This is a genomic window from Citrobacter sp. CK202 (genome assembly GCF_030333225.1).
Taxonomy (GTDB): Bacteria; Pseudomonadota; Gammaproteobacteria; order Enterobacterales; family Enterobacteriaceae; genus Citrobacter_B; species Citrobacter_B koseri.
This window is the reverse complement of the sequence record NZ_JAOWGI010000028.1, coordinates 601,206-614,650: the sequence shown is the minus strand read 5'-3', so window position 1 is coordinate 614,650 and position 13,445 is coordinate 601,206. Positions and strand designations below refer to the sequence as shown.

General features: G+C 52.2%; 12 protein-coding genes. 4 read left to right on the top strand and 8 right to left on the bottom strand.

The features are described from left to right. Nucleotides 1-163: 163 nt before the first annotated feature. Nucleotides 164-1,447 carry a putative acyl-CoA thioester hydrolase gene (locus OGX84_RS18980; protein WP_012133211.1) on the top strand — a complete coding sequence of 428 codons (1,284 nt, stop codon included), beginning with the start codon at nt 164-166 and terminating at the stop codon, nt 1,445-1,447. A 72-nt stretch (nt 1,448-1,519) separates the two neighbouring features. Here the strand turns inward: OGX84_RS18980 and OGX84_RS18975 are convergent, their stop codons facing one another. The 3 genes from OGX84_RS18975 to OGX84_RS18965 form a co-directional block, all read right to left on the bottom strand. Next, nucleotides 1,520-3,778: a hydratase gene (locus OGX84_RS18975; protein ID WP_275166439.1), complete on the bottom strand. Its 2,259-nt coding sequence runs from the start codon at nt 3,776-3,778 to the stop codon at nt 1,520-1,522. A gap of 84 nt (nt 3,779-3,862) precedes the next feature. After that, nucleotides 3,863-5,296 carry an anion permease gene (locus OGX84_RS18970; RefSeq protein WP_230032185.1) on the bottom strand — a complete coding sequence of 478 codons (1,434 nt, stop codon included), beginning with the start codon at nt 5,294-5,296 and terminating at the stop codon, nt 3,863-3,865. A gap of 84 nt (nt 5,297-5,380) precedes the next feature. Continuing rightward, nucleotides 5,381-6,436, bottom strand: coding sequence for a 4-oxalomesaconate tautomerase (locus tag OGX84_RS18965; protein WP_115609475.1), 1,056 nt, complete (start codon nt 6,434-6,436; stop codon nt 5,381-5,383). A gap of 198 nt (nt 6,437-6,634) precedes the next feature. Here OGX84_RS18965 and OGX84_RS18960 point away from each other — a divergent pair, with 198 nt between their 5' ends. Next, nucleotides 6,635-7,573 (top strand): LysR family transcriptional regulator, encoded by a 939-nt coding sequence (locus OGX84_RS18960; protein WP_047458020.1) that lies wholly within the window; start codon nt 6,635-6,637, stop codon nt 7,571-7,573. 59 nt (nt 7,574-7,632) lie between these two features. Here the strand turns inward: OGX84_RS18960 and pgl are convergent, their stop codons facing one another. Next, nucleotides 7,633-8,628 carry a 6-phosphogluconolactonase gene (gene pgl, locus OGX84_RS18955; protein WP_024130516.1) on the bottom strand — a complete coding sequence of 332 codons (996 nt, stop codon included), beginning with the start codon at nt 8,626-8,628 and terminating at the stop codon, nt 7,633-7,635. Between the two features lie 163 nt (nt 8,629-8,791). Between pgl and OGX84_RS18950 the strand changes: the two genes are divergently transcribed. Further along, nucleotides 8,792-9,610: a pyridoxal phosphatase gene (locus OGX84_RS18950; protein ID WP_012133218.1), complete on the top strand. Its 819-nt coding sequence runs from the start codon at nt 8,792-8,794 to the stop codon at nt 9,608-9,610. On the opposite strand, the gene modC is transcribed toward OGX84_RS18950, so the two are convergent. From modC to OGX84_RS18930, 4 genes are all read right to left on the bottom strand, one after another. Beyond that, entirely contained in the window at nt 9,611-10,669 is a 1,059-nt protein-coding gene (gene modC, locus OGX84_RS18945) for a molybdenum ABC transporter ATP-binding protein ModC (RefSeq protein WP_012133219.1), read from the bottom strand. Nucleotides 10,670-10,671: 2 nt separating this feature from the next. Then, entirely contained in the window at nt 10,672-11,361 is a 690-nt protein-coding gene (modB, locus tag OGX84_RS18940) for a molybdate ABC transporter permease subunit (protein ID WP_012133220.1), read from the bottom strand. Beyond that, nucleotides 11,361-12,134: a molybdate ABC transporter substrate-binding protein gene (modA, locus tag OGX84_RS18935; protein ID WP_012133221.1), complete on the bottom strand. Its 774-nt coding sequence runs from the start codon at nt 12,132-12,134 to the stop codon at nt 11,361-11,363. Before modA ends, modB begins: the two co-directional genes overlap by 1 nt. Before the next feature lie 240 nt (nt 12,135-12,374). Next, nucleotides 12,375-12,524: an AcrZ family multidrug efflux pump-associated protein gene (locus OGX84_RS18930; protein WP_024130518.1), complete on the bottom strand. Its 150-nt coding sequence runs from the start codon at nt 12,522-12,524 to the stop codon at nt 12,375-12,377. A 128-nt stretch (nt 12,525-12,652) separates the two neighbouring features. Here OGX84_RS18930 and modE point away from each other — a divergent pair, with 128 nt between their 5' ends. Next, complete coding sequence (gene modE / locus OGX84_RS18925; protein ID WP_012133223.1) at nt 12,653-13,441, top strand: molybdenum-dependent transcriptional regulator; 789 nt, start codon at nt 12,653-12,655, stop codon at nt 13,439-13,441. The last annotated feature ends 4 nt before the right edge of the window (nt 13,442-13,445 follow it).

The window sequence follows — 13,445 nt, the reverse complement described above, 5'->3', positions numbered from 1 at the left end:
AGGCCATGAATGTTATTTATTTGTGATGTACTTGCCTGGAACATCAGGTGCGCGGCGTCTAAAAAAGAACTTTTTACCTTTTCACCTTCCCGTTTCGCTCAACTTAGTATAAAAAAGCAGGCTTCAATGGAATTAATTTAACTTTCAAAGCCCGGAGCAACCTGTGAACACATTTTCGGTTTCCCGTCTGGCGCTGGCACTGGCTTTTGGCGTGACGCTGACCGCCTGTAGCTCTACGCCGCCCGATCAAATCCCATCCGATCAGACCGCGCCAGGCACCTCCTCGCGTCCGATCCTGTCGGCGAACGAAGCGCAGAATTTCGTTGCTGCACACTATTTCTCGTCACTGACGCCGAATACGGCGCCGTGGACGCCTTCCGCCATTACGCTGCCTGCGCAACCTGACTTCGTTGTCGGCCCGGCTGGCACGCCAGGCGTGACGCACACCACCATTCAGGCGGCGGTAGATGCGGCAATTACGCAGCGCAGCAGCAAGCGTCTGTACATCGCCATTATGCCGGGCGAGTATCAGGGAACCGTGTATATCCCGGCGGCGCCTGGCAGCCTGACGCTGTACGGCACGGGCGAGAACGCGATTGATGTGAAAATCGGCCAGGCGATTGACGGCGAAATGAGCACGACCGACTGGCGTCGTTCAGTGAACCCGGGCGGTAAATACATGCCGGGCAAACCTGCGTGGTATATGTTTGATAACTGCCAGAGCAAACGCGGCGCCAGCATTGGCGTGATGTGTTCTGCGGTGGTCTGGTCACAGAATGACGGCTTGCAGTTACAAAATCTGACCATCGAAAACAATCTCGGTGACAGCGTTGACGCCGGCAACCATCCGGCAGTGGCCTTACGCACTGACGGCGACAAAGTGCAGATTAATAAAGTGAACATTCTGGGTCGCCAGAATACCTTCTTCGTGACCAACAGCGGCGTGCAGAACCGTCTGCAAAACGATCGCCAACCGCGCACGCTGGTGACGAACAGTTACATTGAAGGGGATGTGGATATGGTTTCCGGTCGCGGCGCAGTGGTGTTCGATAACACCGATTTCCGCGTGGTGAACTCCCGTACCCAGCAGGAAGCGTATGTTTTCGCTCCGGCAACGCTGTCGAATATTTATTACGGTTTCCTCGCCACCAACAGCCGCTTTACCGCCGCAGGTGATGGCGTCGCGCAACTGGGTCGTTCGCTGGATGTGGATGCCAACACCAACGGTCAGGTCGTTATCCGCGATAGCGTGATTAACGAAGGGTTCAATATGGCGAAACCGTGGGCTGACGCCGTTATCTCCAAACGTCCTTTTGCCGGGAATACTGGCGCGAAGGATGATAAAGACGAGGTGCAGCGTAACCTGAACGACACGAACTTTAACCGGATGTGGGAATACAACAACCGGGGTTTAGGCAGTAAAGTGGTCGCCGAACCGAAGCAATAATATCTGCTGACGATTATTCTTCAGGCCAGATAAAAGAGAAAAGGTCGTCACGCCGGGCGTGACGACCTTTTTTTACATCTGACGGTTTTTATTGAAATTAATCAGACTTCCCGCTTTGATAATTTCACGTTCCTCGGCGGTCAGGCTTTCCAGATACAGACTGATTTCCGTGATTTCATCGTCATGAATCACATAGCCTTTTAAGGTGGTTGCGCATTGATCCAGCACCGTACGGACGCCAGGAATGTAAATATAATCCCCGACGTCAAAGCCAGGCTCACCCGCCATTTGCAGCGGCAACATTCCCCAGTTGATCACATTCGAACGGTAGCGTTTCGTCGCATACTCCTGGGCTATATTCGCCAGACCGCCAATCACGCGCTGACAGCTTGCCGCCTGTTCACGCGCGGAACCGTCTCCCGGCTTAACGGCATAAATCATGCTGCCAATCCCGGTGGCTAACGGATCGGTGGTTTCCTGGCCCGCAATTGTGCGAATACGGGCAAAGACCGGCTCCAACTCACTCACCTCGCCTGCCAGACGCTGTTTTTCCAGCGTCGCGGTTGCTTTGCTTCGGCCAACATAGTCTGGATCGCGGCGTGACAGGGTGAACTCCGCCAGACCAACCGGATTTGAGCGAAAAGAGGAGGTCTCCCCGGACGGAATCAGCTCATCCGTCGTTGTAACTTCATCAAGAATTTTTGACGCCACCTTGAGCAGAATATTTTCCGTCAGCGCCCCCAGCGCCGGCCAGTCTTTAATATTCGGGCCATAGATGAGCGATTGCTGCGTCGCCCCTTTAACAAAACCCTGATAGACACGGTTTTTGTACGGAGTAGGATCAAACGCATAGTCAGGAACGTTTTCCCAGCAGTCCAGTTCAGCGGCGGAGGTCAGATAGCCCCCATTTATTGCCGTCGCCGCAATAGAACGCGCATCCATCAGCGCAACCGCGGACATTTGACCATTACCCGGTTTCGAACCTTCACGGTTCGGGAAGTTACGGGTGGTGTGGCGAATGCTCAGCCCGTTGTTAAAGGGCGTATCGCCAGCGCCAAAGCATGGGCCGCAGAAAGCGGTTCTGATGATTGCGCCCGCGCCAGTTAAATCGGCCACCACGCCTTTTTTCGCCAGATCCATAAATACAGGCTGTGAAGAGGGGTAAACCGCGAGTGAGAACGTCTCGTTACCACACGATTTACCGCGCAACGCATTCGCCGCCGCAATGACGTTCTCATAGTTACCGCCTGAGCATCCGGCAATAATTCCCTGCTGAACCTTTAATCTTCCCTTCTCAACTTTATCCAGCAGTGAGATTTTGGCTTTCCCACGGGCAATGCGCGCAGACTCAATTTCTACCTGGTGCAGAATATCCGTCAAATTCTCATTTAATGTGTCGATTTCATACACATTACTCGGATGGAAAGGTAGCGCGATCATCGGTTTAATTGTGCTCAAATCAACATAAATACAGCCATCGTACCAGGCCATTGGCTGCGGATTCAGCTGTCGATAGTCCGGTTCACGGCCATGTAACGCCAGCCAGCTACGGGTCTCATCATCCGTTTGCCACACCGAACTCAGGCAGGTCGTCTCCGTGGTCATGACATCAAAACTGTTACGGAAATCCGTGGACATTGCGCTAATGCCCGGCCCCACAAATTCCATGACCTTATTTTTGACATAGCCATTTTTAAATACGGCGCCAATGATGGCTAACGCCACATCCTGCGGGCCAACGCCTGGCGCCAGTTTTCCCGTCAGATATACCGCCACGACGCCCGGATAATCGATATCCCAGCTATCATTCAACAGTTGTTTGACGAGTTCACCTCCGCCCTCCCCTACGGCCATCGTCCCCAGCGCGCCATAGCGCGTGTGGCTGTCTGAGCCTAAAATCATTTTTCCACCGCCCGCCATCATCTCGCGCATATATTGGTGGATGACCGCAATATGGGGCGGCACATAAATACCGCCATAGCGCTGCGCAGCGGAGAGTCCAAAAAGATGATCATCGCCATTAATGGTTCCACCAACGGCGCATAATGAGTTATGACAGTTTGTGAGAACATAAGGTAATGGAAAACGCGCCATCCCGGACGCTTTCGCGGTCTGAATTATGCCTACATAGGTAATATCGTGGGAGGTTAACGAATCAAACTTGATTTTAAGTTTATCCATATTTCCTGACGTATTATGAGACGCAAGAATGGACCATGCTATGGTGCCTTTTTTGGCTTCCTCTTTTTGTACATTACCGCAATACTGTTCTTCTGCAATTATCTCATTGTTACCGGAGAGATAAATCCCTTTGTCATATAACTTAATCATTCGTTACTCCACATTGCCGTGCATGTTTCCATGCACGAACAACAGACCATGTCATTAATAATAAAAATGAACGCTGACGGTTGATTACAGCATGTTCCAGTCAATCAACATGTTCCACCACCAGATACCAATCGTGATATGTACCAGGAACGTTAAGATGGTCAGAACCGCGCCGACGAGCCACCAGGACTTAATATCGTTATAACCGACCCCGAAAATAACCGGGCCAGCGGCACCGCCATAGTGCGTGACCATTCCGCCATAAGAGTTGGAGAATAATAAGGCCAGCGCGGTTAGCATTAATGGCGCGCCAGAGACATTCGCCAGCATGGCAAATACCGGCATCATCGCCACAATATAAGCGCTACCGGAGGCAAAGAAATAACGGACAATAATACTCAGGAACAAAATGACGAAGAACGCCACGTTACCATGATTATCAAAAGAGAGATTGTTTTTAAACAGTTCAGCCAGCCAGTCAAAAAACTTCACTTTCGATAATAAAGAGCTTAAGCCAATGATACCGCCGTACCAGATTAATGTATTCCAGCCGCCCTTATTTTTAACGACATCATCCCAGCTCACCACGCCCAGTAACAACATCGCGCCCATCACCACAATCGCAACGGTTGATTCATCCACGCCAAGTTGTTTACTGAAAATCCAGCCTGACAGCGCGAGGACAAAAATACCCAGCAGTAATTTCTCACGGCCTTTCATTGGCCCGAGATCCTGAAGCCCGGCTTTCGCGATCGTCTTATTATCAACCTTTTTAATTTCCGGTGGATACATGGTATAAATCACCAGCGGCGTCACCAGTAACATAATGATGCCCGGCACCATTGCTGCCAGCGCCCATCCTCCCCAGCTTAATTGCAGATGGCAAATATCGTTGATCATTTTCAGCGCCAGTATGTTCCCTGCCATTGCGGTAAAAAACATATAACTGGTCGTTTTCGTGACCATATACACGGACATCATTAAGTAATGACCGACACGACGGGGGCTTTTTTCAGGCTCAGAACCCAGCGCAACGGCCACACTGTTGATGATCGGTAAAACAATGCCGCCTGCGCGCGCCGTGTTTGACGGCGTTGCCGGAGAGAGAACCAGATCGAGAAAAACCGTGACGTAGCCCAGCCCCAGCGTGGTATTCCCGATCTTACCAATCAGAATATACGCAATGCGTTTACCCAGGCCAGTAGTGACAAACGCGGCGCTTAACGTAAACGCAGAAAACACCAGCCACGTTGTTCCAGAGGCATAACCGCTGAGCACGCTGGTCGTTTTAAACGCCCCTTCACTTAAATTTCCAACCACGACCATCGATGCCGCGACGGCAATCAATAATACAACGGGTTCGGGAAACGGTTTTATCACCAGCCCCACGATTGCCGCAAGATAGATGCCAAAGAGAACCCAGGCGAGTTCACTCAGACCGGCTGGCGCGGGAATTATGCCAATAATACACGGGATCGCTAATATAATAATTAGCTTCCATATAGATTTTTTATTCATTTTTTGCACCCTGATTTATCTGTATTCGTTATACAGAAAAGGCATTGTTTGATTTTCCTTAATCACAGCGAAATGAGATCAACATCATTCAGGAATATAAACTTCACCTGCAAAAATCTTTCTTGCTGTGCGAATAACAGAAGCGCGTATTGAAGAAGGCTCATTACCTTCATTTGTTAAATGAATATCAAGGCATCCGCCCGGGTGTTCGATATTTATATCGCCATAGTCCGTCAATTGCGTCATCCGGTGGGCGACCGTCCCTTCTGTCGCACAACTACTGGCAAGCGCGATAGCACCAGTAATCGCCAGCGCCTTATGGCAGGAGTGCGGCATAAAATAGCGCACATTGATCGTCCCGCCCCGTCTGGCCGGGGAAATAAGCATCGGTTTAGGAATAACCATATTGCTGACGTCGCCTAACCCCATCGCTTTACCCGCCTGCAAACGGATGGATTCAATGCGGCGCAATAATTCAGTATCGGCATCGAGTTCCGCAGGGGATTCATAACCCGTTTTACCGACATCTTCGGCAGCGATAATGACCACCGGCATCGCCATATCAATACAGGTGACGGCAACGGAATTAAAATGATCGACACGATGACCGGTCGGAAAAATTTGCCCGGTTTTGGCGCCAGCAGCGTTCAAAAACGTGAGTGCCACGGGCGCGGCCGTTCCCGGTACGCCATCGATTTTTGCCTGGCCTTCGTACTCAACGGCGCCGTCCGGCGTCTGCACGTCCGCTTCGATATACGTATTTGTATTTACATTACGTATACGCACGCGCGTGACGGGCGGCGTAGTCTCAATTAAGCCATGTTCAATCGCAAATGCGCCTACCGCGGAAAGCATATTTCCACAGTTCGGCGTGGTATCAACGCGGTGTTCATGTACCAGAACCTGAGCAAATAAATAGTCGATATCTGCTTTTGAGTCATCCGAACGACGGATAATGGCCACTTTACTGGTCAACGGATTACCGCCGCCAATGCCATCTATTTCCAGTTCATTCCCCGATCCCATAATTGCCATCAATATGGCATCGCGCCGCTGTCTCTCCTCAGGAAGGTGTTCTGCTAATAAAAACGCCCCTCTGGATGTTCCCCCTCGCATCAACGTGCAGGGAATTTTTTTCATAACATTGCCCTCAATTAAAAAACATTAGCGTTAATGAGGACATGGTTGCACGCGCAGAATAGAGAGGCTAATGACTTTAAATTTATGATTGATAATTTATTTGCATTAATCAAGACGGATAATTTACATATAAACTACGTTTTTCTCTCCTGGGGCAGCAAATCAGGGAATCCCTGGATTCTATTTTCTGGAGTTATGATGAAACACGAATTATCAAGTATGAAGGCATTTGTCACACTGGCAGAGGCAGGATCATTTAACAAAGCCGCTAAATTACTTAACATTACGCAACCTGCATTAACTCGCAGAATAAAAAAGATGGAAGATGATTTACATACCCTGCTTTTTGAGAGAACAACACGTAAAGTAGAATTAACAAAAGCGGGGAGGATGCTGTTACCGGAAGCCAGAGAATTAATAAGAAAACTGGATGAAGCTCTTTTTAATGTTCGCGAAATGAATGCTTATCACCACGGCACGATCACATTGTCCTGTATTCCGACCGCTGTTTTCTATTTTTTACCCCTTGCTATCGGAAAATTTAATGAGTTGTACCCCAATATCAAAATACGAATTCTTGAAAAAGGTACGAACAACTGCATGGAATCGGTGTTGGGTAACGAAGCTGATTTCGGCATAAATATGAACAGCATCACAAATTCTGCTATTGACTTCACCCCGCTGGTGAATGAACCGTTTGTTCTGGCCTGTCGACGAAACCATCCCTTAGCCAGTAAGCAACTGGTCGAATGGCAGGAGTTGGTGGGCTACAAATTGATTGGCGTGCGGTCATCCAGCGGTAACAGGCTGCTTATTGAGCACAATCTGGCGGATAAACCCTGGAAGCTGGACTGGTTTTACGAGGTTCGTCATTTATCGACCTCGCTTGGGCTGGTTGAGGCCGGGCTGGGTATTTCTGCGCTGCCGGGGCTGGCAATGCCTCAGACAGTGCATCCCACGCTTATCGGAATCCCGTTGATCGAACCCGTTATCAGACGCACGTTAGGGATTATCCGGCGCAAAGACGCCGTTCTCTCTCCTCCGGCAGAGCGTTTTTTCTCTCTGCTTTTGAATGTCTGGGCCGATGATAAAGACACGCTGTGGACGCCCTTTGCTGAACCACAGCGACAACAATAACGCCGTATCCGGCCGACGGCCCGGTAAGCGAGCGCCACCGGGCACAACGTCACGGAATATTAATACGCGTTAACCACGACCCACATTGGCCCCTGGCCTACCGCATAACGGCCTTTCTCCGTCAGCAGCCCCTGCTCACCGGCAATGGCATACACCGCAATATGGTGTGACTTCTGCCCGGCGGCAATCAGGTACTTACCGCTATGATCGACGTTAAAGCCGCGCGGCTGCGTTTCAGTCGGCTGGAAGCCCTCTTTCGTCAGTACGCTGCCGTCTTCAGAAACGCTAAAAACGGTAATCAGGCTGGCGGTACGGTCGCAGGCATACAGATGACGGCCATCCGGCGTAATATGGATATCCGCCGCCCAACGCGTGTCAGAAAAATCGGCAGGCATCATATCCAGCGTCTGCACGCATTCAATATTGCCGTGCGGATCTTTCAGCTCCCAGACATCAACAGAGCTGTTCAGTTCATTCACGCAGTAGGCATATTGCTGGTTCGGGTGGAACGCCATATGGCGCGGCCCGGCCCCCTCAACGGTGGTGACTTCCGCCGGTTCCTGGGCGACCAGTTTGCCGTCGTCGCTGAGCGTAAACAGGCAAATGCGATCCTGCTTCAGCGCAGGCACCCACAGCGTCCGGTTATCCGGCGAGATATTCGCTGAGTGGCACCCTTCCAGCCCTTCAACGACATCCACCACGCCAGCCGGCAGGCCATCATCCAGACGGGTCACGCTGACGTTACCGGCATTGTACGAGCCAACAAACACAAAACGGCCCTGATGATCGGTAGAGATATGGGTTGGGCTACCCGGCAGAGCGGACTCCGCCGCGAAGGTCAGCGCGCCGTCATCCGGCGCAATACGGTAAGCCAGCACGCGGAACTCAGGACGGACGCCAACATAGAGATAGCGCTTATCAGGGCTGACCACCATCGGCTGAACCTGCCCCGGTACATCAACCACCTGCACCAGCTTCAGCGAGCCGTCATGATTCAGGCTCCAGACGTGAATTTGCTGGCTCTCAGGGCTGGCGGTATAAACGGTTTGCTTCATGACTACTCCTTCCTTATGGCAACTGTCTGCAATTGCGGAATACAGCTTAACGTAGACGCTTTTAACGGTGAATGCTGAATTAACGCTCAGAATTTTGTCCGGCCAACCGTCTCGGTGTACCATTCCCACAGGCAAAATTCTCAACCTTAATCTGGAACTCCCTATGACCGCTCGTGTGATTGCCCTGGATTTAGACGGCACCTTACTGACGCCGAAAAAAACATTGCTCCCCTCCTCGCTTGAGGCGCTTTCTCGCGCCAGAGAGGCAGGCTACCAACTTATCATCGTCACTGGCCGTCATCACGTTGCGATTCATCCTTTTTATCAGGCACTGGCGCTGGATACACCTGCAATTTGCTGTAACGGTACTTACTTGTATGATTATCAAGCAAAAAATGTTCTTGAGGCCGATCCGCTGCCTGTCGATCAGGCATTGCAACTGATTGATCTGCTGGATGCGCATCAGATTCACGGTCTGATGTACGTTGATGACGCGATGGTTTATGAACGCCCGACCGGCCATGTGATCCGTACCGCTAACTGGGCGCAGACGCTGCCGCCGGAACAGCGCCCGACCTTTACTCAGGTGCCGTCGCTGGCGCAGTCGGCACGCGACGTCAACGCCGTCTGGAAATTCGCGCTGACCGATGAAAATCTGCCAAAACTGCAACAGTTCGTGCAGCAGGTTGAGCATCAGCTGGGTCTGGAGTGCGAATGGTCTTGGCACGATCAGGTGGATATCGCGCGTAAAGGGAACAGCAAAGGGAAGCGCCTTACCCAGTGGATTGAAGCGCAGGGCTGGTCGATGGAGAATGTGGTGGCGTTTGGCGATAACTACAATGATATCAGTATGCTGGAAGCGGCAGGCACCGGCGTCGCGATGGGCAATGCTGACGACGCGGTGAAAACGCGGGCGAATATCGTGATCGGCGATAACACCACGGACAGCATTGCGAAGTTTATTTATACCCACCTGCTGTAATCAGGCGGTAATTGAAACACTCTTGATTTGCGCGTACAGCCACAGGCCAGGTTTGATGCCCAGCTCATCCCTGGCCCACGGGCTGATTCTCGCCCACAGCGTTTTCCCGCCGACTTCAAGCTGGACTTCCACCTGCCCGTTATCGTCATAACAGTTTGCCACTTTTGCCCGCAGGATATTACGGATACTGGTTTGCATCGGTGGTTGTAATACCAGCGACACGTCCGAGGCCTGAATACGAATACGCAGCACGGTTTGCAGCGGCTCTTCCAGTTTGTTGACCCACAGGTGCTGATCGCCCAGCGCCAGCGCGGTCATTGCATAATGCGGATGATGCTCCAGCACGCTCACTTTCAGGATGCTGCTCTGCTGCTCTTTCGGCAGCCACGGGTGCATCACACTGCTGCCCCAGACTTCTTCCAGCGCGCCAAACGCTTTCACCTGCCCGTTTTCCAGCACCATGACTCTGTCCGCCAGATGTAAAATCTCGTCCAGCGAGTGGCTGACGTACAGCAGGGGGATATTAATTTCGCGCGCCAGGCGTTGCAGATACGGCAGCAGTTCGCGTTTGCGCGGAATATCCAGCGAAGCCAGCGGCTCATCAAGCAACAGTAGCTCCGGCGCGGTCAGCAACGCGCGGCCAATCGCCACACGCTGTTTTTCCCCGCCGGAAAGGCTGCCTGGCAAACGTTCCAGCAAAGGTTCGATACCGAGCAGATCCACCAGCTTGTCGAACTGTCCGGCCATGCTTTTCGCCATGCCATAGCGCAGATTGCCGCGCACTTTGTAATGCGGAAACAGTCGGGCATCCTGGAACACATAACCGACGCGCCGTTTTTCCGGCGTCAGGCAGATGCCATTTTCAACATCATTAAGCACGCGACCATTGAGCACAATGCGCCCTTTTTGCGGGCGCGTCAGTCCGCTGATGGCATTGATCAGCGATGTTTTCCCGGCGCCGGAAACGCCAAAAATAGCGGTGATCCCATTGGCAGGTAGCGTTTCATTGAGCGTCAGACAGTGGGTGCCCAGCGTCTGGGAGAAATTGAGTTCCAGCATGTTTATCTCCCCGCGCGCTCACGGCTGATACGCGCCAGCCATTCCGAAATCAACAATGAGATCAGCGCCAGCACAATAGAAATAATGCACAATCTCGCCGCCGCGCTTTCGCCGCCAGGGGTCTGGATCAGGGTATACATCGCGGAAGGAATGGTGCGGGTTTCACCCGGAATGTTAGACACGAAAGTGATGGTAGCGCCGAACTCGCCGAGCGAACGGGCAAACGCCAGCACGGTCCCGACGATGATGCCAGGCAATGTCAGCGGTAGCGTAATGGTGAGGAAAACACGCCAGCGTCCTGCGCCCAGCGTTCTGGCGGCCTGCTCCAGCTTAATGTCGACCCCTTCAAGCGCCAGACGAATAGCGCGAACCATTAACGGGAAAGACATCACCGCCGCCGCCAGCACGGCGCCTCGCCAGCTAAAGGCAAAGGTAATGCCGAACCAGTCATAAAGCCACTGACCAATAAATCCGCGTCGGCCCATCGCGATAAGCAGCAGATAACCGACCACCACGGGCGGTAAAACCAGCGGCAGATGCAGTACGCTGTCGAGCAACGCTTTGCCTGGAAACTTGCATCGCACAAGTAACCAGGCAAAAAAGATCCCAAACGGCAGACTAAACAACACGGCCAGGGAAGAAACTTTCAGGCTCAGTAGAACGGCCTGCCATTCTGGATCAGTCAGTATCATTACTTCGTCGTAAATCCATAACGTTTAAAGATTTCGGAAGCCTGCGGTCCTTTCAGGTAGTCATAGAACGCGCTGACCGTTGCGTTTTTGTGTCCATCAACAATCGCGATCGGGTATTCCACTTTCTTATGGGAATCTTCCGGGAACGTGCCAACCACTTTCACGCCTTTGCTGGCAACGGCATCAGAACCGTAAACGATGCCCAGCGGTGCTTCGCTACGCTCCACCAGCGCCAGTGCGCCACGCACGTCTTCCGCAGGAGCCAGTTTCGGCGCCAGGGTATCCCATGCGCCCAGTTTTTGCAGCGCTTCTTTTGCATAAATGCCAGCCGGAACGTGTTCCGGGTCGCCCACCGCCAGACGACCGCCATTCAGCAGAGTCGTCCAGTTGGTTTTGCTGTCGATGGTGATGTCTTTCTGTTCACTGGCTTTTGGCGCGACCACAACCAGGCTGTTGCCAAGCAGCGTTTCACGCGTTGCGGTATCAATCGCTTTTTTGTCTACCGCGTAATCCATCCATTTCTGGTCAGCAGAGATAAACAGATCCGCTGGCGCTCCCGCTTCAATCTGGCGAGCCAGCGTAGAAGAAGAGGCAAATGAAGAGACAACGTCAACGTTCTTCTCTTTTTTGTATTCAACCGCAATATCCTGCATTGCGTTGGTCAGCGAAGCCGCCGCGAATACGGTGATTTTCCCTTCATCCGCCAGCGCATGTCCGGCAACAGTCAGAGATAATGTTGCCCCAGCAAACAGGCGTAACCATGTACGTGCCATCTGTAACTCCTTTGAGTGTCGTTATGTAGGCGCAAATATAGCGAGAAAATAAGGTTTTTCCCAGAAGTTATTGATACCCAATTGAGGTTACGCAAAGAAAATATCGGCAGAAAAAGCAGGATCTTGAGGGGCGCTACCCAATGGATTTCGGGTTGCGCTGAGACTCACAGGCACAGCCAACAAAAATGCGGCCTGAAAGTCGAAGAAAGTAAAACGCCCGACTGAGCGGGCGTTTAAAAATCAATGGTTCTGTCTGGACTGGTCTTTCTGACCGATACCGGAGAAAATGTTGAACACTTCACCCAGACCGTAAATCAGCCCCAGAATGATGGCCATGACCACCGGAACCATGACTACGGCGAATACCAGACTTTTCAATAACTCTAACATGGTCAACTCCAGATAGGATTCTTTTGATATTCTAACTGCATAAATGAGAAAAGCACTCCCCTTTTGTGCGGTCGACTTTGCGCGGAAGCGGTTTTCCGTCACAATAACCCTTTTGCCAGGATCTTGTTATGCAGGCCGAAATCCTCCTTACACTCAAACTTCAACAAAAATTGTTTGCGGACCCCCGCCGCATTTCGCTGCTCAAGCATATCGCGCTTTCCGGCTCCATCAGCCAGGGGGCGAAAGATGCGGGCATCAGCTACAAAAGCGCCTGGGATGCCATTAACGAGATGAATCAACTCAGCGAGCAGACGCTCGTCGAGCGCGCAACGGGCGGCAAAGGCGGCGGCGGCGCGATACTGACTCGCTACGGTCAGCGCCTGATCCAGCTTTACGATTTGCTCGCCCAGATTCAGCAAAAAGCGTTCGACGTGCTGAGCGACGACGACGCCCTGCCGCTCGACAGCCTGCTGGCCGCCATTTCCCGTTTCTCTTTGCAAACCAGCGCCCGTAACCAGTGGTTCGGCACCATTACCGCGCGCGATCACGATCAGGTTCAACAGCATGTCGATGTGCTGCTGGCCGACGGCGAAACGCGACTGAAGGTCGCCATCACTGCGCAAAGCGGCGAGCGTCTTGGCCTTGATGAAGGTAAAGAAGTCCTGATCCTACTGAAAGCGCCGTGGGTTGGCATTACCCAGGACGAGGCGATTGCCCGGGCTGCCGACAACCAGCTTCAGGGAACCATCAGCCATATTGAACGCGGCGCCGAGCAGTGCGAAGTCCTCATGACATTACCTGACGGCCAGACGTTGTGCGCCACCCTGCCCGTTGAAGAGACCGCCACGCTGGAAGAAGGTGCTAACGTGACGGCATATTTTAATGCTGACAGAGTGATTATCGCTACGTTGTGCTAAGTGC

Bases quoted from the DNA above. Each gene is read 5' to 3' on its own strand.
- modB (WP_012133220.1), bottom strand. From the start codon at position 11,361: ATGATACTGACTGATCCAGAATGGCAGGCCGTTCTACTGAGCCTGAAA.
- pgl (WP_024130516.1), bottom strand. From the start codon at position 8,628: ATGAAGCAAACCGTTTATACCGCCAGCCCTGAGAGCCAGCAAATTCAC.
- OGX84_RS18965 (WP_115609475.1), bottom strand. From the start codon at position 6,436: ATGAAAAAAATTCCCTGCACGTTGATGCGAGGGGGAACATCCAGAGGG.
- modA (WP_012133221.1), bottom strand. From the start codon at position 12,134: ATGGCACGTACATGGTTACGCCTGTTTGCTGGGGCAACATTATCTCTG.
- OGX84_RS18960 (WP_047458020.1), top strand. From the start codon at position 6,635: ATGAAACACGAATTATCAAGTATGAAGGCATTTGTCACACTGGCAGAG.
- OGX84_RS18975 (WP_275166439.1), bottom strand. From the start codon at position 3,778: ATGATTAAGTTATATGACAAAGGGATTTATCTCTCCGGTAACAATGAG.
- modC (WP_012133219.1), bottom strand. From the start codon at position 10,669: ATGCTGGAACTCAATTTCTCCCAGACGCTGGGCACCCACTGTCTGACG.
- OGX84_RS18930 (WP_024130518.1), bottom strand. From the start codon at position 12,524: ATGTTAGAGTTATTGAAAAGTCTGGTATTCGCCGTAGTCATGGTTCCG.
- OGX84_RS18950 (WP_012133218.1), top strand. From the start codon at position 8,792: ATGACCGCTCGTGTGATTGCCCTGGATTTAGACGGCACCTTACTGACG.
- modE (WP_012133223.1), top strand. From the start codon at position 12,653: ATGCAGGCCGAAATCCTCCTTACACTCAAACTTCAACAAAAATTGTTT.
- OGX84_RS18970 (WP_230032185.1), bottom strand. From the start codon at position 5,296: ATGAATAAAAAATCTATATGGAAGCTAATTATTATATTAGCGATCCCG.